General features: G+C 64.3%; 20 protein-coding genes and 1 pseudogene. 17 read left to right on the top strand and 4 right to left on the bottom strand.

Features of this window, described 5'->3' with window-relative positions; genetic code table 11:
* Positions 1-2: 2 nt before the first annotated feature.
* Complete coding sequence (locus NTD82_RS24585; RefSeq protein ID WP_262130649.1) at positions 3-1,307, bottom strand: NAD(P)/FAD-dependent oxidoreductase; 1,305 nt, start codon at positions 1,305-1,307, stop codon at positions 3-5.
* A gap of 156 nt (positions 1,308-1,463) precedes the next feature.
* A complete protein-coding gene (locus tag NTD82_RS24580; protein WP_262130648.1) occupies positions 1,464-2,075 on the bottom strand; it encodes a hypothetical protein in 612 nt (203 codons plus the stop codon).
* A 223-nt stretch (positions 2,076-2,298) separates the two neighbouring features.
* On the opposite strand from NTD82_RS24580, the gene NTD82_RS24575 reads away from it, so the two are divergent.
* The gene (locus tag NTD82_RS24575) at positions 2,299-2,652 is read left to right on the top strand and encodes a YkgJ family cysteine cluster protein (RefSeq protein WP_262130647.1); all 354 of its coding nucleotides are present in this window, start codon (positions 2,299-2,301) and stop codon (positions 2,650-2,652) included.
* Positions 2,653-2,655: 3 nt separating this feature from the next.
* Here NTD82_RS24575 and dadR read toward each other — a convergent pair whose 3' ends face one another.
* Positions 2,656-3,144: a transcriptional regulator DadR gene (gene dadR, locus NTD82_RS24570; RefSeq protein ID WP_042121505.1), complete on the bottom strand. Its 489-nt coding sequence runs from the start codon at positions 3,142-3,144 to the stop codon at positions 2,656-2,658.
* Between the two features lie 155 nt (positions 3,145-3,299).
* Here dadR and dadA point away from each other — a divergent pair, with 155 nt between their 5' ends.
* The 10 genes and pseudogenes from dadA (at position 3,300) to NTD82_RS24520 (ending at position 13,293) form a co-directional block, all read left to right on the top strand.
* Entirely contained in the window at positions 3,300-4,601 is a 1,302-nt protein-coding gene (gene dadA, locus NTD82_RS24565) for a D-amino acid dehydrogenase (RefSeq protein WP_095158985.1), read from the top strand.
* A complete protein-coding gene (locus NTD82_RS24560; RefSeq protein ID WP_095158986.1) occupies positions 4,573-4,926 on the top strand; it encodes a RidA family protein in 354 nt (117 codons plus the stop codon). Before dadA ends, NTD82_RS24560 begins: the two co-directional genes overlap by 29 nt.
* A 77-nt stretch (positions 4,927-5,003) precedes the next feature.
* Positions 5,004-6,077, top strand: coding sequence for an alanine racemase (gene alr, locus NTD82_RS24555; RefSeq protein ID WP_262130646.1), 1,074 nt, complete (start codon positions 5,004-5,006; stop codon positions 6,075-6,077).
* 106 nt (positions 6,078-6,183) lie between these two features.
* Entirely contained in the window at positions 6,184-6,732 is a 549-nt protein-coding gene (locus NTD82_RS24550) for a cupin domain-containing protein (RefSeq protein ID WP_262130645.1), read from the top strand.
* Between the two features lie 173 nt (positions 6,733-6,905).
* A complete protein-coding gene (locus tag NTD82_RS24545; RefSeq protein WP_095159010.1) occupies positions 6,906-7,310 on the top strand; it encodes a c-type cytochrome in 405 nt (134 codons plus the stop codon).
* A 123-nt stretch (positions 7,311-7,433) separates the two neighbouring features.
* Positions 7,434-9,356, top strand: a complete 1,923-nt coding sequence (locus tag NTD82_RS24540; protein ID WP_262130644.1) for an acetyl-CoA hydrolase/transferase C-terminal domain-containing protein — start codon at positions 7,434-7,436, stop codon at positions 9,354-9,356.
* Positions 9,357-9,589: 233 nt separating this feature from the next.
* Positions 9,590-10,506, top strand: a pseudogene (locus NTD82_RS24535) (TauD/TfdA dioxygenase family protein).
* Between the two features lie 18 nt (positions 10,507-10,524).
* Entirely contained in the window at positions 10,525-11,544 is a 1,020-nt protein-coding gene (locus NTD82_RS24530; RefSeq protein WP_095158991.1) for an ABC transporter substrate-binding protein, read from the top strand.
* A 4-nt stretch (positions 11,545-11,548) separates the two neighbouring features.
* Positions 11,549-12,412 (top strand): ABC transporter ATP-binding protein, encoded by an 864-nt coding sequence (locus NTD82_RS24525; RefSeq protein WP_262130643.1) that lies wholly within the window; start codon positions 11,549-11,551, stop codon positions 12,410-12,412.
* 14 nt (positions 12,413-12,426) lie between these two features.
* Positions 12,427-13,293, top strand: coding sequence for an ABC transporter permease (locus tag NTD82_RS24520; RefSeq protein WP_095158993.1), 867 nt, complete (start codon positions 12,427-12,429; stop codon positions 13,291-13,293).
* Between the two features lies 1 nt (position 13,294).
* Here the strand turns inward: NTD82_RS24520 and NTD82_RS24515 are convergent, their stop codons facing one another.
* The gene (locus NTD82_RS24515; protein WP_262130642.1) at positions 13,295-14,305 is read right to left on the bottom strand and encodes a helix-turn-helix transcriptional regulator; all 1,011 of its coding nucleotides are present in this window, start codon (positions 14,303-14,305) and stop codon (positions 13,295-13,297) included.
* A gap of 205 nt (positions 14,306-14,510) precedes the next feature.
* Here NTD82_RS24515 and NTD82_RS24510 point away from each other — a divergent pair, with 205 nt between their 5' ends.
* The 6 genes from NTD82_RS24510 to NTD82_RS24485 all read left to right on the top strand — a co-directional run bounded on the left by NTD82_RS24510 (position 14,511) and on the right by NTD82_RS24485 (position 20,456).
* Entirely contained in the window at positions 14,511-15,326 is an 816-nt protein-coding gene (locus NTD82_RS24510; protein ID WP_175653020.1) for a tetratricopeptide repeat protein, read from the top strand.
* 112 nt (positions 15,327-15,438) lie between these two features.
* On the top strand, positions 15,439-15,891 hold the full coding sequence (locus tag NTD82_RS24505; protein ID WP_262130641.1) for a MarR family winged helix-turn-helix transcriptional regulator: 453 nt from the start codon (positions 15,439-15,441) through the stop codon (positions 15,889-15,891).
* A complete protein-coding gene (locus tag NTD82_RS24500; protein WP_262130640.1) occupies positions 15,888-17,978 on the top strand; it encodes an FUSC family protein in 2,091 nt (696 codons plus the stop codon). Before NTD82_RS24505 ends, NTD82_RS24500 begins: the two co-directional genes overlap by 4 nt.
* Positions 17,975-18,187: a DUF1656 domain-containing protein gene (locus NTD82_RS24495; RefSeq protein ID WP_095158997.1), complete on the top strand. Its 213-nt coding sequence runs from the start codon at positions 17,975-17,977 to the stop codon at positions 18,185-18,187. Before NTD82_RS24500 ends, NTD82_RS24495 begins: the two co-directional genes overlap by 4 nt.
* The gene (locus NTD82_RS24490; RefSeq protein ID WP_262130639.1) at positions 18,184-19,059 is read left to right on the top strand and encodes an HlyD family secretion protein; all 876 of its coding nucleotides are present in this window, start codon (positions 18,184-18,186) and stop codon (positions 19,057-19,059) included. Before NTD82_RS24495 ends, NTD82_RS24490 begins: the two co-directional genes overlap by 4 nt.
* Positions 19,056-20,456, top strand: a complete 1,401-nt coding sequence (locus NTD82_RS24485) for an efflux transporter outer membrane subunit (RefSeq protein WP_262130638.1) — start codon at positions 19,056-19,058, stop codon at positions 20,454-20,456. The genes NTD82_RS24490 and NTD82_RS24485 overlap by 4 nt, the downstream gene beginning before the upstream one ends.
* The last annotated feature ends 240 nt before the right edge of the window (positions 20,457-20,696 follow it).

Genomic DNA, 20,696 nt, shown 5'->3' with positions numbered 1-20,696 from the left:
GGTCAGGTCAGTTCCTTGAGCCGATGCCAGAGCATGCCCAGCGCCAGCAATGGCGAGCGCAGGTGTTTGCCGCCGGGGAAGGTGATGTGCGGGACCTTGGCGAACAGGTCGAAACGCCCGCTCTGCTGGCCGCTGATGGCTTCGCCGAGCAGGCGGCCGGCCAGGTGCGTGGCATTCAGTCCATGCCCGGCATACGCCTGGGCGTAATACACATTGGCCTGGTCGCGTAGCCGACCGATCTGCGGCAGGCGGTTGGCGCCGATGCCGATCATGCCGCCCCACTGGAAATCGATGCGCACGTCCGCCAGTTGCGGGAACACCTTGAGCATCTTCGGCTGCATGTAGGCGCCGATGTCTTTTGGGTCACGGCCGGAATAATGGCAGGCCCCGCCAAACAGCAGCCGGTGGTCGGCGGACAGGCGGAAGTAATCCACGGTGACGCGCTGGTCGCACACGGCCATGTTCTGCGGCAGCAGTTGCCGCGCGCGTTCCTCGCCCAGCGGCTCGGTGGCGATGATGTAGCTGCCAGCGGGAAGAACCTTGCCGCCCAACTCGCGGTTGAGGTCGTTCAGGTAGGCGTTGCAGCACAGCACCAGGGTGCTGGCGCGGACGCTGCCTTGCTCAGTGTGCACCGTCACCTGCGGGCCGTAGTCGATGCGAGTGACGGCGGACTGTTCGAAAATCTGCACGCCCAGTTGCGTCGCCGCTGCCGCCTCGCCGAGGGCCAGGTTCAGCGGGTGCAGGTGGCCGGAACCCATGTCGATCAGGCCGCCGGCGTAGCGGTCCGAGCCGATCACGCTATGCATTTGTCCGGGCTCGACCAGGCGCAGTTCGTGACGATAGCCGAGGTCGCGCAGGGCCTGGGCTTCTTCGGCGAAATCGTCGAATTCGCCGGGTTTGTTCGCCAGGTCGCAGTAGCCCCAGGTCAGGTCGCAGGGGATGTCGTGGCGTTCGACCCGCTGGCGGACGATTTCCACCGCTTCGAGGCCCATCAGCTTCATCTGGCGCACGCCGTCTTCGCCGATCACCGGGCGGAATTGCTCAAGGCCGTGGCCGACGCCGCGGATCAGTTGCCCGCCATTGCGTCCGCTGGCGCCCCAGCCGACCTTGCGCGCTTCCAGCAGGATCACGTTGAAACCGCGGTCGGCCAGCTCGATGGCGGTGTTCAGCCCCGAGTAACCGCCGCCGACCACACAGACGTCACAGCGCAGTTCTCCGGTCAGGCGCGGGTAGTCCGGCTGCGGGACGCTGCTGGCGGCGTAATAGGAAGCGGTGTGCGAGGTTGACTGCTGAGCGCGGGGCGGCATCGGGTAGTGGTCCTGAGGCGGGCTATGCGGCGCAGGATATGTCTTGCATCAGGTCGGAACAATATCGGACTGAACGCGTCATGCGACTTAGGGCTCAGTCGTTGCCGGGATGATGCTCGGCGGCTCACCGGAGCCGCCGAGGCTAGCGGTGCGCAATCATTTGATTACTTTCATGGGCGACACATTGACGGCCGGCAGTCCGAGACTGGAAAGATCAATGACGCTGACATTTTCCGCGGGCTCTTCCGGATCGACCGCGGGATCGACCGCTTCAAACTTTATATCGGTTATCAATATATTGGCTTTGTCCGTATCTCCCAAGCCCCAGTTGACGATCGCAAGTTTCCCATGGGTAGTGGGGGGAAGGTGATTTATTGTGAAGCGGTGAGTATAAGTTTGTTCCTTGACGGAAACGCGTATAGACCCCGCTTGGTTCGGTGTGTCAGGGAGTAGAGGATATAAAAAAGGATAAGCGATCACTTCCCCGATCAGACGATTTGCATCGTTGTCGGACTGGACGCCACTTTGCATTGTCCCCCCGGTGGGAACAGCTTTTGCCGTGATCGTTAGCCGAAAGTGAATGCCCGATAATTCATCGGAATTAGGGATTATTTGTTGGAGATTTCCGTTTTGCGGACCGTCAAGTCCATTTGTAAGTAACCATTTTTTATTGTTCCATGAAATAATTTCAAACGTTAAAGGATGTCCTTCCATCGTTGTCCATGGTTCAGTTCCTAATTCAAAATTTCCATTTTTAATGAGGTTCATGATCGCGCGTCCAAGTTGTTAAGTGCCGTTTTGGCACTTCAAACAATAGGCGCTTGCCGGGAGGGCGAAAACTGACATTTTTAACAGTAGTGCACCTGGATATTCGGTGCGAAGGTGGATGATTTACTCATCGGACCGTGGATTAATAATTTTGCGGTGGTTGGGCTTCATGTTTGACGAGCCCTTCGGCAAAATACCGAGCCGTCCCTGTCAGTGTCCTCTCATGTCCTGTAACAGCCATAAGATTCGCTTCCTGCGCGAACAGATTCCGTCGTTCGACTGCGTGCCCGGCTGCCACGACTGCTGCGGGCCGGTGACCACTTCCAGCGAGGAGATGGCACGCCTGCCGCGCAAGAGCGCCGAGGAGCAGGAGGCCGCGCTGGCCGAATTCAACTGCGTGCACCTCGGGCCCCAGGGCTGCACGGTGTACGAGGAACGGCCGCTGATCTGCCGGCTGTTCGGCACCACGCCGCGCTTGCCGTGCCCGCGTGGGCGCGGCCCGCAAGAGATGATCGATGCGGGCGCTGAGCAATTGGTTCATCAGTTCATCGCCAGCACCCGTCAGGTGCTGGTGTAGAAATCAGTCGGGAATCGGCAGGTTCAGGCTTTCCTTCACTTCTTCCATGACGATGTAGCTCTTCGATTCGCGCACGTGCGGCAGCTTCAGCAGGATGTCGCCGAGCAGCTTGCGGTACGAGGCCATTTCGGAAATCCGCGCTTTCACCAGGTAGTCGAAGTCACCCGAGACCAGATGGCATTCCAGCACGTGCGGCAGCTTGAGCACGGCGCGGCGGAATTCCTCGAAGGTGTCGCCGGACTTGTAGTCCAGGCTGATCTCCACGAACACCAGCAGGCTGCCTTTAAGGTGCTGCGGATTGAGGCGGGCGTTGTAGCCCATGATGATGCCTTCGCGCTCCAGGCGGCGGACCCGCTCGGTGCACGGTGTGGTCGAAAGCCCGACCTTTTCGCCCAGCTCGGTGAAGGAAATACGCCCGTCGGTCTGCAGGATGCGCAGGATATTCCGGTCGATCTTGTCCAGTTCACGCTTGCTTTGGTGCTGGGTTCTCATAGTGGATGCCCCTTTGTAAAAGCCAACTTTGCCGAGAATTCTCGCCAAATATAGGTTTTTATATAGTGAAATGCACTGCCTCGAGTTTTTTACACTGCGCGCATTCATGCCTTTCACAATAAATGTCGGCGGTGCGCCGCTTCGAGGGATACAACATGCGCGTTCTGGTACTTGGTAGCGGTGTGATCGGAACCGCCAGTGCCTACTATCTGGCCCGGCAAGGTTTCGAAGTCGTGGTGGTCGATCGCCAGCCGGCGGTGGCCATGGAAACCAGTTTCGCCAACGCCGGCCAGGTCTCGCCAGGTTATGCCTCGCCGTGGGCCGCACCGGGCGTTCCGCTGAAAGCCATCAAGTGGCTGCTGCAGCGCCACGCACCGCTGGCGATCAAGGCCACGGGCGACGTCGACCAGTACCTGTGGATGGCCCAGATGCTGCGCAACTGCACCGCGAACCGCTACGCGGTGAACAAGGAGCGCATGGTGCGTCTGTCCGAGTACAGCCGCGACTGCCTCGACGAACTGCGCGCTGAAACCGGCATCGCCTACGAAGGCCGCTCCCTCGGCACCACCCAACTGTTCCGCACCCAGGCGCAACTGGACAACGCCGCCAAGGACATCGCCGTCCTCGAGCAGGCCGGCGTGCCTTACGAGCTGCTGGACCGCGAAGGCATCGCCCGCGTCGAGCCGGCCCTGGCCAACGTTTCCGACATCCTCGCCGGTGCGCTGCGCCTGCCGAATGACCAGACCGGCGACTGCCAACTGTTCACCACCCGCCTCGCGGACATGGCGATCAAGCTGGGCGTCGAGTTCCGCTTCGGCCAGAACATCCAGCGCCTGGACTTCGCCGGCGACCGCATCAACGGCGTATGGATCGACGGCAAGCTGGAAACCGCCGACCGCTACGTGCTGGCGCTCGGCAGCTACTCGCCGCAACTGCTCAAGCCGCTGGGCATCAAGGCGCCGGTCTACCCGCTCAAGGGCTACTCGCTGACCGTGCCGATCACCAACCCGGACATGGCACCGACCTCGACCATTCTCGACGAGACCTACAAGGTCGCCATCACCCGTTTCGACAACCGCATCCGCGTGGGCGGCATGGCTGAAATCGCTGGTTTTGACCTGTCGCTCAACCCGCGTCGGCGCGAAACGCTGGAGATGATCGTCAACGATCTCTATCCTCTGGGCGGCAACCTGAGCGAGGCCGAATTCTGGACCGGCCTGCGCCCGACCACCCCGGACGGTACGCCGATCGTGGGTGCCACACCGTTCCGCAACCTGTTCCTCAACACCGGTCACGGCACGCTCGGCTGGACCATGGCATGCGGCTCCGGCCGTCTGCTGGCTGACCTGATCGCCCGGAAAAAGCCGCAGATCAGTGCCGAAGGCCTCGATATTTCACGCTACGGACAACACCAGGAGACCGCCAAGCATGGCAATCCAGCGCCAGCTCACCAATGAGCGCATGAGTCAGATCGTCACCCACAACGGCACCCTGTATCTGGCGGGCCAGGTGGGCAACGACATGAACGCCGGGATCGAGCAACAAACCCGTGAAACGCTGGGCAATATCGAACGCCTGCTGGACCTGGCAGGCACCGACAAGAACCGCCTGCTTTCGGTGACCATTTACCTGAAAGACATCGATGCCGATTTCCAGGGCATGAACGCGGTGTGGGACAAGTGGCTGCCCAAAGGCGTCGCACCGGCCCGCGCCACGGTCGAAGCCAAGCTCTGCGAACCGGAAATCCTGGTTGAAATGTCGGTGGTTGCCGCGCTTCCGTAACGCTCTCTCGTCTTCACCCGGTGCCGTTCAGGCGCCGGGTCTTTTTTCCTCAAACAGACTGCCAGAAGGCTGCCGTCATGCGTCCCGCCCGTGCCCTGATCGACCTGCAAGCACTCCGCCACAACTTCCAGATTGCCCGTCAACTCTCCGGGGCCCGTGCCCTGGCGGTGATCAAGGCCGATGCCTACGGGCATGGCGCGGTGCGCTGCGCCCAGGCGCTGGAAGCCGAGGCCGATGGTTTTGCCGTGGCCTGCATCGAAGAGGCGCTGGCGCTGCGCGAGGCGGGGATCAAGGCACCGGTGCTGTTGTTGGAAGGCTTCTTCGAGGCCGACGAACTGCCGCTGATCGTCCAGCACGACTTCTGGTGCGTGGTCCATTCGCTGTGGCAACTGGAGGCGATCGAGAAGGCCGCGCTGGCCAAGCCGATCCAGGTCTGGCTCAAGCTCGACTCAGGCATGCACCGGGTGGGCCTGCATCCGAAGGACTATCAACCCGCGTACCAGCGCCTGCAGGCCAGCGGCAAAGTGTCGAAGATCGTGCTGATGAGCCACTTCGCCCGCGCCGACGAACTGGACAGCCAGGCCAGCAACGACCAAGTGGCGGTGTTCCAGGCCGCGCGCCAGGGCCTCGACGCCGAAGTCAGCCTGCGCAACTCGCCGGCCGTGCTTGGCTGGCCACAGATTCCGAGTGATTGGGTGCGTCCGGGCATCATGCTCTATGGCGCTACCCCGTTCGAAACCTCGCACGCCGAGGCGGACCGTTTGCAGCCGGTGATGACCCTCAAATCCCGCGTCATCAGCGTGCGTGCATTGCCCGCCGGTGAGCCGGTGGGCTACGGCGCGCGCTTTGTCAGCCCGCGTCCGACCCGGGTCGGCGTGGTCGCCATGGGGTATGCCGATGGCTATCCGCGTCACGCGCCAACCGGCACGCCGGTGGTGGTCGCCGGCCAGCGCAGTCAACTGATTGGGCGGGTTTCCATGGACATGCTGTGCATCGACCTCACCGACGTGCCACAAGCCGGTCTCGGCAGTCCGGTGGAGTTGTGGGGCAAGCGGGTACTGGCCAGCGAGGTGGCGGCGAAGGCCGATACCATCCCGTATCAAATCTTTTGCAACCTGCGCCGGGTGCCGCTGATCTATACCGGAGAGTGACGCGCCATCACTGACGAGCTGCGGGTCGAAGTGTTGTAAATACTGAACGCTGTTGCGATGATGGCGCACATTTCGACCCCATACGTTCGTCAGGAGGGCTCCAGCATTGGACGTCGGTGAACGACTACAAGCCATTCGCAAGCTCAAGGGCCTGTCTCAGCGGGAACTCGCCAAGCGCGCGGGCGTGACCAACAGCACCATCTCGATGATCGAGAAAAACAGCGTGAGCCCGTCCATCAGCTCGCTGCGCAAGGTGCTGGGCGGTATTCCGATGTCGATGATGGAGTTTTTTGCCGAAGACCTGCTGCCGGAAAATCCGAAGCAGATCGTCTACAAGGCCCACGAACTGATCGACATTTCGGACGGCGCCGTGACCATGAAGCTGGTCGGCAACGGGCACCCGAGCCGTGCCATCGCCTTTCTCAACGAGATCTACCCGCCAGGCGCCGATACCGGCGAAGAAATGCTCACCCATGACGGCGAAGAGACCGGCATTCTGCTCGAAGGTCGGCTGGAACTGGTGGTGGGCATGGAAACCTTCATCCTCGAGGCGGGCGACAGCTACTATTTCGAAAGCACCAAGCCGCACCGCTTCCGCAATCCCTACGATGAGCCGGCACGGTTGATCAGCGCAGCCACCCCGGCGAACTTCTGAACAGAGGCTTGCGAACAGAGCGTGGCGCGGCTGATTGTCGCGGCTAAACCCCTTTAGTCTGTAGGGCTGTTTCGGTGCGGCGGGGTTCCCGCTATACTTGCGCCGCCTGCGAATCCGTGGCCGCGGGCGTGACTAGCCACCATGAGGGTGTACGTGTGAACCTAATCAAGAAAATGCTGGCCGTACCAGCTACCGTAGTGGCCCTTTGGGCAGTCAGTGCTCAGGCTACGACCAACGACGAGATCGCCAAGCGACTGGAACCCGTCGGCCAGGTCTGCGTCCAGGGTCAGGAATGCAAGGGAATGGAAGTGGCTGCCTCCGCAGGCGGCGGCGGTGCCAAGACCCCGGATGAAATCATTGCCAAGCACTGCAATGCCTGCCATGGCACCGGTCTGCTGGGCGCGCCGAAAGTTGGCGATACCGCAGCCTGGAAAGAGCGTGCCGACCACCAGGGTGGCCTCGATGGCATCCTCGCCAAGGCCATCACCGGCATCAACGCCATGCCGCCGAAAGGCACCTGCGCCGACTGCTCGGATGACGACCTGAAAGGCGCCATCAAGAAAATGTCCGGCCTGTAAGCCTCGCGAACCTCGCAACGAAGCCCGCCTTGTGCGGGCTTCGTCGTTTCTGGCTACCGTGGAGTAATTCGGACACCCGCCCGGTCCAAGCTGTACTCACGGGCGCCACGGGGAGAGGGCACAGTGCACAGGTATTCGATCGAGGACGCGGTGGAGCAGGTGTTGGCGCAATTGCCGGCGCATATTCACATGGGGCTGCCGTTGGGGCTGGGCAAGCCCAACCGCTTCGTCAACGCGCTGTATGCGCGGGTGCGGGCGCTGCCGGAGCGGCGTTTGACCATCTACACCGCGCTGACCCTCGGCCGCCCCGATCTCGGCGATGGCCTGCAGCGGCGCTTTCTCGAACCCTTCGTCGAGCGGGTGTTCGCCGATTACCAGGAGCTGGATTACCTCGCCGACCTGCGTGCCAGCAGGTTGCCGGCGAACATCCGCGTCGAGCAGTTCTTCCTCCAGCCCGGCAGCCTGCTGCACAGCCCGCAGGCGCAGCAGGACTACGTCAGCAGCAACTACAGCCATGCCGCCCGCGATATCAACGCCAAGGGCCTGAACCTCATCGCGCAACTGGTGGCCGAGGACGACACCCGCCCCGACCACCTGAGCCTGAGCTGCAACCCCGACATCACCCTCGACCTGCTGCCGATGATCGCCCGCCGCCGCGCCGCCGGCGAAACCATCCTGCTGCTCGGGCAGGTGCACACCGAGCTGCCGTACATGCCTGGCACGGCGGAGCTGGCGCGGGATGATTTCGACTTGCTGATCGACGCCCCGGAGCAGTGCCGGTTGTTTTCCACGCCGAACATGCCGGTCAGCACCCAGGACCATCTGATCGGCGTGCACGCCAGCACCCTGGTGCGCGACGGCGGCACACTGCAGATCGGCATTGGCGCCATGGGCGATGCGCTGACCGCCGCACTGCTGGCGCGGCAGGCGGATACGCCGGGGTATCAGGCGCTGCTGGGCGAGCTGGACCTGTCGCCGTGGCAAGGGCTGATCGAGCGGGAAGGCGGGGTCATGCCGTTTGTGCACGGGCTCTACGGTTGCAGCGAAATGCTCGTCAACGGCCTGCTGGCGTTGCTCGAAGCGGGCATCGTCCGGCGCCCGGTGTATGCCGACGAAGCACGCCAGCAGGCGGCCAATGCCGGTGCGGCGGCGGACAGCGACGGTGTGCTGGTGCACGGCGGCTTTTTCCTCGGGCCGCGGGCGTTCTACCAGCGCTTGCGCGAGTTGCCGATGGAGAGCCGCGCGCGGATCGCCATGGGCGCCATCAGCTTCATCAACGAGTTGTACGGCCAGGAAGCGCTCAAGCGTTTGCAGCGCCGCGATGCCCGCTTTATCAACACGGTGTTCACCATGACCCTGATGGGCGCCGGGGTGGCCGACCAACTGGAAGACGGCCGCGTGCTCAGCGGCGTGGGCGGGCAATACAACTTCGTGGTCCAGGGCCATGCGCTGGAGGGCGCGCGCTCGATCCTGCTGCTGCGCTCCTGGCGCGAGGCGGGCGGCGAGGTGAGTTCGAATATCGTCTGGGAGTACGGGCACTGCACCATTCCCCGGCATCTGCGGGACATTGTGATTACCGAATACGGCATCGCCGACCTGCGCGGGCAGACCGACGCTGAAGTCATCGCCCGCCTGCTGGCGATCAGTGATTCGCGCTTCCAGCCGCAGTTGCAGGCCCAGGCGCAGAAGGCCGGCAAGCTGGCGGAGGATTTCATCCTTGATGCGCGCTTTACCGACAACACGCCGCAACGTCTGGAAGCGCTGCGTGCGCGGCATGGGCGGTTGTTCCCGGAGTATCCGCTGGGCTGTGATTTCACCGCCGAGGAGCGGGATCTGTTGCGGGCGCTGAACTGGCTGAAGAGCAAGTTCAAGCTGAGCGAGGCGCTGGAGCTGGGCAAGGCGGCGCTGGATGCACCGGCGCCGGAGGCGTATCCGGCACAGTTGGCGCGGATGGGGCTGGAGACGCCCGAGGGGTTGAAGGAGGAGGTGTATCAGCGGTTGTTGCTGGCGGGGTTGCAGGCGACGGCCGGGAGTTTTGCCGGGTGAGAGCGGGCCCGTTTGGGGTTCATCGCGAGCAAGCTCGCTCCTACAGAGCCCGTAGGTGAGGGCCCCAAAACCCGAATATTCTTATTTCCTAAAGGTATTTAAATAATTTTTCTTATGCCTTTATAGTCATTCCCCTGCGTACCCGCCGACCAATCGGCGCGCCGCACGAACACGAACCAACACGGCAAACCCCGTGAGTTTCTTGATCGATGCGCGCACCTGTTGGGCGCGCTCTGGGTGGGAGTGAATCATGTCAGCGGTCTCTAACGTCTTGTCGTCCATCGACGGCGCGCAGCAACAAGCCTTTGAAATACGGCCTTTCAACGGCGCAGTCGGCGCCGAGATCATCGGCCTCGACCTGGCCCTTCCGGTCAACGGCGAAGACTTCGCCCGCATCCACCGGGCTCACCTCGACCACCATGTCCTGGTCTTTCGCGACCAGCGCATAACCCCCGAACAACAGATCGCCTTCAGCCGCCGTTTCGGTGTGCTGCAGATTCATGTGCTCAAGCAGTTCCTGCTGGCCAATCACCCGGAAATCCTCATCGTCTCCAACATCGTCGAGAACGGCCAGAACGTTGGCCTGGGCGATGCCGGCAAGTTCTGGCACTCGGACCTGTCGTACAAGGAGCTGCCGAGCCTGGGTTCGATGCTGCATGCCCAGGAACTGCCCAGCGAAGGCGGCGACACCCTGTTCGCCGACATGCACAAAGCCTGGGAAAACCTGCCGGAACACCTGCGCAAGGCGGTCGAAGGCCGCAGCGCGGCGCATTCCTATACCGCGCGCTACAGCGAAACCAAATTCGAAGGCAACTGGCGTCCGACCCTGACCGCCGAGCAACTGGCGCAGGTTCAGGAAGTCATTCACCCGGTGGTCCGCACCCACCCGGAAAACGGTCGCAAGGCGCTGTTCGTCAGCGAAGGCTTCACCACCCGCATCGTCGGCCTGCCCGAAGACGAAAGCCGGCAGATCCTCGCCGAGCTGTACGCCCACAGCGTGCTGGAGCAGAACATCTACCGCCATCAATGGCGCCCCCACGACCTGGTGTTCTGGGACAACCGCTCGTTGATCCATCTGGCCGCCGGCTGCCCGGCGCACCTGCGTCGCAAGCTGTACCGCACCACCATCCAGGGCGACGCCCCGTTCTGACCTGTCGAGGAATTCCCCATGCGTAAATCATTCAGCCGCCTCGCGGCCAGTATCGGCCTGGGCGCCAGCCTGATCGCCGGCAGCCTTGTCGCCCCGAGCGTGGCCCAGGCCGAAGGCGAAATCCGCATCGCCGAACAGTTCGGCATCGTCTACCTGCTGCTCAATGTCGTCCGCGACCAGGGCCTTATCGAGAAGCACGGCAAGGCGCAGGGCCTCGACATCAAGGTCGACTGGACCCAACTCTCCGGCGGCGCCGCGACCAACGACGCGCTGTTGTCCGGTTCGGTGGATATCGTCGGCGCCGGCGTCGGTCCGCTGCTGACCATCTGGGACCGCACCTACGGCCGGCAGAACGTCAAGGCCGTGGCGTCGCTCGGCAACTTCCCGTACTACCTGCTGAGCAGCAACCCGAACGTGAAGACCATCGCCGACTTCACCGAAAAAGACCGCATCGCCCTGCCGGCGGTGGGTGTCTCGGTGCAGTCGCGCTTCCTGCAATACGCCGCTGCCAAGCAGTGGGGCGACAAGGAATACAACCGTCTCGACAAGTACAGCCTGGCCGTCCCGCACCCGGACGCCACCGCGGCGCTGCTGGCCGGCGGCACCGAGCTGAACGCGCACTTTTCCAACCCGCCGTTCCAGGACCAGGCGCTGGCGAACAAGGACGTTCACGTGGTGCTCGACACCTACGAGCTGCTCGGCCCGAACTCGCCGACGGTGCTGTTCACCACCGAGAAATTCCGTGCGGACAACCCCAAGACCTACAAGGCCTTCGTTGACGCGCTCGCCGAAGCAGCGGACTTCGCCCAACACGACAAGGCTGCGGCGGCAGACACCTATATCCGCGTGACCAAGGCCAAGATCAGCCGCGACGAGTTGCTGAAGATCATCGACAACCCGAAGTACGAATTCAGCATCACGCCGAAGAACACCTATCCGCTGGCCGAGTTCCTGTACCGGGTCGGCGCCATCAAGCACAAGCCGGAATCGTGGAAGGACTACTTCTTCCAGGACGACAAGCCGTTGCAGGGGAGCTGAGTTCATGACCGCCCCATTGCAAGGCCACACGGTCAGCAAGCTCAGCCCCATAGACACCCCACCGTTGTTGCAGGTGGATTCTCTCAGCCTGGAATACCGCACCGCGCAGCGCGTGGTGCGGGCCACCCACCAGGTCAGTTTCGATGTGGACAAGGGCGACCGTTTCGTCCTGCTCGGGCCGTCCGGCTGCGGCAAGTCGACCTTGCTCAAGGCCGTCGCCGGCTTCATCGAACCGAGCGAAGGCAGCATCCGCCTGCAAGGTCAGGCGGTGCATGGCCCCGGCCCCGACCGCATCGTGGTGTTCCAGGAGTTCGACCAGTTGCCGCCCTGGAAAACCGTGAAGCAGAACGTCATGTTCCCGCTGCTGGTGTCCGGCACCCTCAAGCGCGCCGAAGCCGAGGCGCGAGCGTTGCACTACCTGGAAAAAGTCGGCCTGGCGGCGTTCGCCGACGCCTATCCGCACACCTTGTCCGGCGGCATGAAAGCGCGGGTTTCGATTGCCCGGGCACTGGCCATGCAGCCGAAGATCCTGCTCATGGACGAACCCTTCGCCGCCCTCGATGCCCTGACCCGGCGCAAGATGCAGGAAGAGCTGCTGGCGTTGTGGGAAGAGGTGCGTTTCACCCTGCTGTTCGTCACCCACTCGATCGAGGAAGCGTTGGTGGTGGGCAACCGCATTTTGCTGTTGTCGCCGCATCCGGGGCGGGTCCGCGCCGAGATCCACAGCCATCAGTACGACCTGCACAGCCTCGGCGGCACTGACTTCCAGGCCAGCGCCCGGCGTATCCACAACCTGTTGTTCGAAGACGGCCAGGCGCCGGCCGATGAGGCTGACCTGGACTTCAACGACATTCGCATCGCCTACTGACCGGGAGCTTTCTCATGACCACTTCATCTTCCCCGCGTCAGGAATACGAAATCGCCCTGCAACCCTGGGACGGCATCGCCCTGGAGCGCGAACTGCCGCTGGCCCAGCGCCTGTGGCAGCAACGTTGGCTGCGCAAGAGCGTGATCCTGATCGTGCTGGCAATCCTCTGGGAGGCCGCGGCCCGCTATCAGGGCAACGACCTGCTGCTGCCGACCTTCCTGCAAACCGCCCAGGCGCTGTACGACGGCCTGATCAGCGGCGAGCTGCTGGAGAAAGTCGGCGTGTCGCTGGTGGTGCTGCTCAAGGGCTACGTGCTGGGCATCGTCCTGGCGTTCGGCCTGACCAGCCTGGCGGTATCCACGCAGATCGGCCGCGACTTGCTCGACACCCTGACGTCGATGTTCAACCCGCTGCCGGCCATCGCCTTGTTGCCGTTGGCGCTGCTGTGGTTCGGCCTGGGCGAGAACAGCCTGATTTTCGTGCTGGTGCACTCGGTGCTCTGGGCCCTGGCGCTGAACACCTACGCGGGTTTTCTCGGCGTCAACGAAACCCTGCGCATGGCCGGGCGCAACTACGGCCTGCGCGGACTGCGGCTGGTGGTGCACATTCTGGTGCCGGCGGCGCTGCCGTCGATCCTTTCGGGCCTGAAGATTGGCTGGGCCTTCGCCTGGCGCACGCTGATCGCCGCCGAGTTGGTGTTCGGCGCCACCAGCGGCAAAGGCGGGCTGGGCTGGTACATCTTCCAGAACCGCAACGAGCTGTACACCGACAAGGTGTTCGCTGGCCTTGCGGTGGTGATCCTGATCGGTCTGCTGGTGGAGAGTCTGGTGTTCAACGTGCTGGAGCGGGTGACGGTGCGGCGCTGGGGGATGCAGCGCTGAATTACTCGTCCTGATACTGCGCTGCGGCGCTGGTCAGGGTCTTGGCGATCAACTGGCGCAGCGCCGTTGGCTGTTCGACGATCAGTTCATCGCCCTGGCTGAGCAGCCACCAGCGCAGGCTCCAACTGTTGCTGACCGTGGCCTGGAGCCTGTGGCCGTGTTCCAGGTCGGTCAGGGTCATGTCCGCTGACAGCGGCGTCTCGCGCACCAGCCGTGCGAGGTTGCTGCTGACCCAGGCGTGCAATTCGATTTTCTCGGCACTGCCGAATTGCAGGGCGTCGCTGCGCAGGTAGCTTTGCAGGTCAAAGGCGTCCAGGCCCTGGGCCGGGCTGGCCAGCACGCTCACCTGGCGGAAGCGGTGCACCGCGAACTGGCGGGGGTCGGTGAACGGCTGGGCGGTGGCGATCAGGTAGGCGACCTGGCCGCGCTGGATCAGCGCCAGCGGGTTGAGGGTCAGTTCGACGGTGCGGTCGGTGTGCGCCGAGTAGTACTGGCACTGCAACTGATATTCCTCAAGCAGGGCCTTTTGCACCGTTTCCAGTATGGCGTCGGAGACTTCCGGGGCCTGCATGTTCATGTCCGGACGCACGCTGGCGACCTTGTCGAGCCAGCGCGCCGCCTTGTTCTCCGACGAAAGGTGTTCGAGCTTTTGCCGGGCATGGCTGAAGCGCGCATCCAGCCCTTTGAGCATGCTGCCGGGGAGCAGGGGCCGCACCGCGTCTTCCACCAGCGCCAGGCTCAACGCCTCGCCCACGCTGAGGCCGCGCAAGTCCACGTAGGCGTTCGCCGCCCAGTACCAACCGTAGGGAATACTGCGGTCGTTGCGCTCCAGCGGGAAGATCAGCGACAGCTCGTTGAGGTCGCGTTCGATGCTGCGCTTGCTGATGCTGAAGCCGGCGTCCTTGAGGCGCAGGACCAGCTCCGCGCTGGTGATGCCGGGAGAGCGGCTGGGGAGCTGGCGCAGCAATTCCCATTGACGGCTGAGGGTGGCGCGGGTGGTGGCGGAGGGCAAAACGGTCAGTCCTTGTCTAGGCTTGCGGCGAAAGCATGATGTCCAGCAGAAGGCATGGCAGTTTGCCATTAATTTACCCATTCAGGGATGAACCGTTGAATTGCCCCGACCAACGTGTCCGCGACAGGTTTTGTCGTGACGCCCAGCAGAATCACGCCTCAACGCCCGCGCAGAAACCAGGGAGGGCGGTTCAGTGAGGATGAACATGTCTGCTGCCAGCAATATCTACTCTCTGCTCGGGCGCCTCTTGCCCGAGCGTGTCGTGCCCGCGCCTGGCCGTCTGCGCGTGCGGCGGCTGTACACCGGCGTCGGCCTGCCGGCGCAGCGAGCGGCGCTTGGGGAGCGCTTCAGCCTGGTCAGCCTGCTGGATGAGGCTCCGGACTTGCTGGCGGTCTATGGCGATCTACGCCGGCAGGCGCTGGAAGGCAGTGTCACGGCGCTCAACGACTTGGGCTGGATCTGGCTCAACGGCCGCTACTGGCGCGCCGATCCGACGCTCGCCGGACACCTGCTGCGCATGGCGGCGTTGCAGGGCAGTGCGGTGGCCTGGTTCAACCTTGGTCAGCAGCACTACTTCGGCAAGGGCGTGGAAATTTCCTATCTCAACGCCGCCGAGTATTACCGGCACGCCTTCGAGGCCGGGCTGGCCGAGGCGGCAGCGGCGCTGGGCGATCTGTATGAAGAAGAGGTCTGCGACGGCGGCGGCAATCTCTGGTCGGTGGACCTGCAAAAAGCCTACGAATGGTTTTTCCGTGGCGCCCAGCGTGGCGATGCGCGCTGCCGTTTCGAGGTGGGCTATCGTTTGCTGCATGGTCAGCAGGTCGCCGCCGACAGCCGTGCCGGGGTGTATTGGCTGGAGCTGGCGGCGGTGGCGGGGGTTGCGCAGGCGGCGGAAGAGCTGGCGCTGCACTTCAATACCAGCGGCAACGATCTGCGTTATCTGTTCTGGCGCGATCAGGCCATCAGCCTCGGCAGCCCGTTGGCGCTGGCGATGAAACTGGAAGCCCAGTTGCGTATCTGATGTGAGTCCGTGGCCCTTGATCCGGGCCACGCCGAAAGGCTATTGACGCTCGGGGGCGTGATCGAAGAACATTGATAGTTAGCAAACTATGAATATGGTCACTACCGTTCCCATGAAACTCGACGCACTGCAAATGAACACCAGCAGCGGCATGGTCGCGGCCAGCCGCAACTGGCGGCGCATCTGCCAGACCACGCTGGCGCGCTTCGGCATTTCCGAAGCCTGTGCGGTGCCGCTGCTGATGATCCTGCGCCTGGGCGACGGGGTGCATCAGGTCGCGGTGGCGCAGGCGGTGGGGGTGGAAAGCCCGTCGCTGGTGCGCCTGCTGGATCAGTTGTGCGGTGCCGGCTACGTCTGCCGCAGCGAAGACCCAGGCGACCGCCGCGCCAAGGCCCTGAGCCTGACCGACAAGGGCCGGGAACTGGCCGAAGCCATCGAGGGCGAACTGGTGCGCCTGCGCCGCGACGTGCTCAAGGACATTCCCGCCGCCGACCTGGAAGCCGCGCTGCGCGTGGTCAAGGCCTTCGAAGAGGCGGCCCAGCGCTCGCCGGGCCTGCCCTTGTGAAAGACTTCTTCAGCTCCATGCCACCGGCGCGGGACTGGTTCTACGGCGTGCGCACCTTCGCCGCGTCGATGATCGCGCTCTACATTGCTCTGCTGTTGCAATTGCCGCGGCCTTACTGGGCGATGGCCACGGTGTACATCGTCTCCAGCCCGTTCGTCGGGCCCACCAGTTCCAAGGCGTTGTACCGCGCGGTCGGCACGCTGATCGGCGCGGCCGGCGCCGTATTCCTGGTGCCGATGCTGGTGCAGGCGCCGGTGCTGCTGACCATCGCCGTCGCGCTGTGGACGGCCACGTTGCTGTTCCTTTCGCTGCACCTGCGCACTGCCAACAGCTACACGCTGATGCTGGCCGGCTACACCTTGCCGATGATCGCCTTGCCGGTGGTCGACAACCCGCTGGCGGTGTTCGATATCGCCTCCTCGCGGGCCCAGGAAATCTGCCTCGGCATCGTCTGCGCGGCGGTGGTCGGCGCGGTGTTCTGGCCACGCCGGCTGACCCCGGTGTTCGTCGGCGCTACTGGCAACTGGTTCGCCGAGGCGATCCGCTACAGCGACACCTTCCTCGCCCGCGACACCGCCGCCGACACCGTCGGCAGCCTGCGCGCCTCGATGGTCACCACCTTCAACTCGCTGGAAATGATGATCGGCCAGCTTTCCCATGAAGGCGCCCGTCCGCAGACGGTAAAGAACGCCCGCGAACTGCGCGGGCGGATGATTCACCTGCTGCCGGTGATCGATGCGCTGGACGACGCCTTGCTCGCCGTCGAAGCCCGCGCGCCGCAGCAGGCTCAAGCGTTGCAGCCGCTGCTGGCGAGCACCCGCGAATGGCTGCGCGCCAGCGCTGATGACGCCTCGGTGGCGCGCTGGTCGGCGCTGCGCGAACAGCTCGAACGTCTGCAACCCAGCGTTGCCGAGCTGGATGAACGCCCCGGCCTGCTGCTGTCCAACGCGCTGTACCGGCTCGGCGAGTGGATCGACCTGTGGCAGGACTGCTGCAGCCTGAAACACGCCATCGCCCGCGAAGACCTCTCGCCCTGGCGCGCCGTGTACCGGCACTGGCGCCTCGGCCGGCTGACGCCGTTTCTCGACCGCGGCCTGATGCTCTATTCGGTGTTCTCCACCTTCACCGCGATCCTCGCCGCCACCGCCCTGTGGGTCCTGACGGGCTGGGCCGATGGCGCCAGCGCGGTGATCCTCGCGGCGGTGGCGTGCAGCTTCTTCGCGGCAATGGACGACCCGGCGCCGCAGATCTACCGGTTCTTCTTCTGGACCACGCTGTCAGTGGTGTTCGCCAGCCTCTACCTGTTCCTGGTGCTGCCGAACCTGCATGACTTCCCGATGCTGGTGCTGGCCTTCGCCATCCCGTTCATCTGCGTCGGCACCCTGACCGTGCAGCCGCGGTTCTACCTCGGCACGCTGCTGACCATCGTCAACACCGCGTCGTTCATCAGCATCCAGGGCGCCTACGACGCCGACTTCCTGGCCTTCGTCAACGCCAACATCGCCGGGCCCGTCGGGCTGCTGTTCGCCTTCCTCTGGACGTTGGTGATGCGCCCGTTCGGCGTCGAGCTGGCGGCGAAACGCCTGACCCGTTTCAGTTGGCGCGACATCGTCGGCATGACCCGGCCGGCGACGCTTGCCGAACATCGCCGCCTCGGCGTGCAGATGCTCGACCGCCTGATGCAGCACCTGCCGCGCCTGAGCCAGACCGGCCAGGACAGCGGCAGCGCTCTGCGTGATCTGCGCGTCGGCTTGAACCTGCTCGACCTGCTGGCGTACCTGCCGCGGGCGTCGGCGCAGCCTCGGGCGGCGCTGGAAAAAGTCATCGCGGAAGTTGGCGCGCACTTCCAGGCCTGCCTCGATGCCCGCGAGCGCCTGCACGCGCCGCCCGCGCTGCTGGGCAGTATGGAACTGGCGCGCCGCGCCCTGAATATCGACGCCATGGACGGCCACGGCGATGCCCGCCTGCACCTGCTGCACGCACTTAGTGGCCTGCGCCTGGCGCTGCTGCCGGGTGTGGAAGTGGTGCTCGAGCCCGCCGACCGTCAACCGCAACTGCCTTATGGCATCGATGGAGCGCCCCTGTGATCGGTGAACTGGATATCAGCGGGGTGTTCCTGCCCACGCTGCTGGTGATGATGCTGCTGACCTATGTGCTGTTCCTCGCACTGCATGCCGTACTCAACCGCGTGCATTTCTATCGCCTGGTCTGGCACCGGGCACTCTTCAACGTTGCGCTCTACGCCGTGCTGCTCGGCACGGTGGACCACTTTTGCCGAAGCCTGATGCTGCCATGAAAAAACCTTTGTTGACCTTGGGCCGTGTGGTCCTGACGCTGCTGGTAGTGACCCTGGCGACCGTGCTGGTCTGGCAGATGGTCCTGTATTACATGTTCGCCCCCTGGACCCGCGACGGGCATATCCGCGCCGACGTGATCCAGATCGCCCCGGACGTCTCCGGCCTGATCCAGCAGGTCGAGGTCCGCGACAACCAACTGATCAAGCGCGGCGACGTGCTCTTCACCATCGACCAGGACCGGTTCCACCTGGCCTTGCGCCAGGCCCAGGCGACCCTCGCCGAACGCAAGGAAACCCTGGCCCAGGCGCAGCGCGAGACCAAGCGCAACAAGGGCCTCGGCAACCTGGTGGCGGCCGAGCAACTGGAGGAGAGCCAGTCGCGTCAGGTCCGTGCCCAGTCCGCGCTGGATGAAGCCCAGGTGGCGGTGGACGCGGCGCAGCTCAACCTCGACCGTTCGGTGGTGCGCAGCCCGGTCAACGGCTACCTCAACGACCGCGCGCCGCGCGCTCACGAGTTTGTCAGCGCCGGCCGTCCGGTGCTGTCGGTGGTGGACAGCGAGTCGTACCACGTCGATGGCTATTTCGAGGAAACCAAGTTGTCCGGCATCCACATCGGCCAGTCCGTGGACATCCGCGTGATGGGCGACAGCACCCGCCTGCGCGGCCATGTGCAGAGCATCGCCGCCGGCATCGAAGACCGCGACCGCAGCAGCGGCGCCAACCTGCTGCCCAACGTCAACCCGGCGTTCAGTTGGGTGCGCTTGGCGCAGCGGATTCCGGTGCGGATCGCCTTCGATGACGTGCCCGCGGATTTCCGCCTGATCGCCGGGCGGACCGCCACGGTGTCGATCATCGAGGACGCGCATCAATGAAAAAGCTGCCGCTGCTGGGCGTCAGCCTGATGCTCTCGGCCTGCCAGATGGTCGGGCCGGATTACCACTTGCCGGAGAAGGCGGCGCTCAACCGTGGCGACCTGCAAGGTGCGTTGCGCGCCGATGCCGACAGCGTGGTGTCGGCGCCGGTGCCCGGCGACTGGTGGCGGCTGTACCGGGACGGGCGGCTGGATACGCTGGTCAATCAGGCGCTGGCGGCCAACAGCGAGTTGCGCGTGGCGGCGGCCAACATTGCCCGCGCGCGTGCGCAAGTCGAGGAAGCCGAGGCCCAAGGTGGTTTCAGCGGCGGCGTGAAGTTGGGGGCGCAGCGCTTGCAGGAGTCGGGCGAGGCGTTCCTGCAGCCTGACAAAGTGCCGGTGGCGAACATCGGCGAGGCGATCCTCAGCGCCTCCTATCAGTTCGACCTCTGGGGCACCCTCAAGCGTGGTGTCGAGGCGGCCCAGGCCAATGCCGACGCGGCCCAGGCTGCGGCGGACACGGCGCGGATCACCGTGGTCGCCGACGTGGTTCGCGCCTACACCCAGGTGTGCGCAGCCAACGAGGAATTGCACATCGCCCGCGAGTCGCTGGACCTGCAGGAGCAGGGCGTCAGCCTGACCCAGCGCCTGCGCGATGCCGGGCGTGGCGACGAAACCCAGGTGACCCGCTCGGAAACCCGCTTCAAATCCCTGCGCGCCGAGCTGCCGCGTTACCAGGCGGCCCGCGAGTCCGGCCTGTACACCTTGTCGATGCTGCTGGCCAAGCCGGTGGACCAGTTGCCCGCCGGCACCGCCGACTGCGCCGAACTGCCGCATATCGCCCAACTGATTCCGGTGGGCGACGGTGCCGCGCTGCTCAAGCGGCGTCCTGATGTGCGGCGCGCCGAGCGCCAGTTGGCGGCGGCGACCGCGACCATCGGCGTGGCCACCGGTCAGTTGTACCCGGACATCAGCATCGGCGCCCAAGTGGGCACCATCGGCATTCTGGAAAACCTCGGCAAGCCGGCGACCAACCGTTGGGGCTTTGGCCCGCTGCTGACCTGGACCGTGCCGACCAACGGCTCGCGCGCGCGGATTCGCGAAGCCGAGGCCAGCACCCAGGCCGCGCTGGCCAACTTTGACGGCGTGGTGCTCAACGCCATCCGCGAAACCCAGACCAGCCTGGCCCAGTACAGCGCCTTGCTGGACCGTCGCGACGCGTTGCAAGACGCCGAGCGCTCGGCGCGGCTGGCGGCGGATCAGACTCACCGTTTCTACCAGGCTGGCCGGGCGTCGTTCCTCGCCGACCTGGAAGCGACCCGCACCTACACCGACATGCGCGCGCAGTTGGCGACGGCCAATACCCAGGTGGCGATGGGGCAGATCGGGTTGTTCCTGGCACTCGGCGGGGGCTGGTAGTCCGCAATCGCTAGCAGGCTCGTTGCAGGTGTAGGAGCGGATTCATCCGCGATCGGCGGCGCAGCGCCTGACTACCTTGAACGCTCATCTTTTCAAGGACTGCCTCATGCCCTACCCAGCCTCCGAGCTTTTACGTATTGGCCGTTTTTCCGAACGCGGGCGGCTGTATTTACTGACCTGCGTAGCGGAGGGGCGCAAAGCCGTGTTTCAGGACTTGAGGCCGGCCCGTCTAATGGTTGA

The organism is Pseudomonas sp. 5P_5.1_Bac1, from assembly GCF_025466015.1.
GTDB lineage: Bacteria > Pseudomonadota > Gammaproteobacteria > Pseudomonadales > Pseudomonadaceae > Aquipseudomonas.
The sequence above is the reverse complement of the archived record's forward strand: the minus strand, read 5'-3'. Positions and strand labels throughout refer to the sequence as shown.

What these genes read in the sequence shown, in the direction of transcription:
- NTD82_RS24575 (WP_262130647.1), top strand. Translation starts at nt 2,299, where the DNA reads ATGTCCTGTAACAGCCATAAGATTCGCTTCCTGCGCGAACAGATTCCG.
- alr (WP_262130646.1), top strand. Translation starts at nt 5,004, where the DNA reads ATGCGTCCCGCCCGTGCCCTGATCGACCTGCAAGCACTCCGCCACAAC.
- NTD82_RS24545 (WP_095159010.1), top strand. Translation starts at nt 6,906, where the DNA reads ATGCTGGCCGTACCAGCTACCGTAGTGGCCCTTTGGGCAGTCAGTGCT.
- NTD82_RS24525 (WP_262130643.1), top strand. Translation starts at nt 11,549, where the DNA reads ATGACCGCCCCATTGCAAGGCCACACGGTCAGCAAGCTCAGCCCCATA.
- NTD82_RS24580 (WP_262130648.1), bottom strand. Translation starts at nt 2,075, where the DNA reads ATGAACCTCATTAAAAATGGAAATTTTGAATTAGGAACTGAACCATGG.
- NTD82_RS24485 (WP_262130638.1), top strand. Translation starts at nt 19,056, where the DNA reads ATGAAAAAGCTGCCGCTGCTGGGCGTCAGCCTGATGCTCTCGGCCTGC.
- NTD82_RS24520 (WP_095158993.1), top strand. Translation starts at nt 12,427, where the DNA reads ATGACCACTTCATCTTCCCCGCGTCAGGAATACGAAATCGCCCTGCAA.
- NTD82_RS24490 (WP_262130639.1), top strand. Translation starts at nt 18,184, where the DNA reads ATGAAAAAACCTTTGTTGACCTTGGGCCGTGTGGTCCTGACGCTGCTG.
- NTD82_RS24510 (WP_175653020.1), top strand. Translation starts at nt 14,511, where the DNA reads ATGTCTGCTGCCAGCAATATCTACTCTCTGCTCGGGCGCCTCTTGCCC.
- NTD82_RS24560 (WP_095158986.1), top strand. Translation starts at nt 4,573, where the DNA reads ATGGCAATCCAGCGCCAGCTCACCAATGAGCGCATGAGTCAGATCGTC.
- dadA (WP_095158985.1), top strand. Translation starts at nt 3,300, where the DNA reads ATGCGCGTTCTGGTACTTGGTAGCGGTGTGATCGGAACCGCCAGTGCC.
- NTD82_RS24530 (WP_095158991.1), top strand. Translation starts at nt 10,525, where the DNA reads ATGCGTAAATCATTCAGCCGCCTCGCGGCCAGTATCGGCCTGGGCGCC.
- dadR (WP_042121505.1), bottom strand. Translation starts at nt 3,144, where the DNA reads ATGAGAACCCAGCACCAAAGCAAGCGTGAACTGGACAAGATCGACCGG.
- NTD82_RS24505 (WP_262130641.1), top strand. Translation starts at nt 15,439, where the DNA reads ATGAAACTCGACGCACTGCAAATGAACACCAGCAGCGGCATGGTCGCG.
- NTD82_RS24585 (WP_262130649.1), bottom strand. Translation starts at nt 1,307, where the DNA reads ATGCCGCCCCGCGCTCAGCAGTCAACCTCGCACACCGCTTCCTATTAC.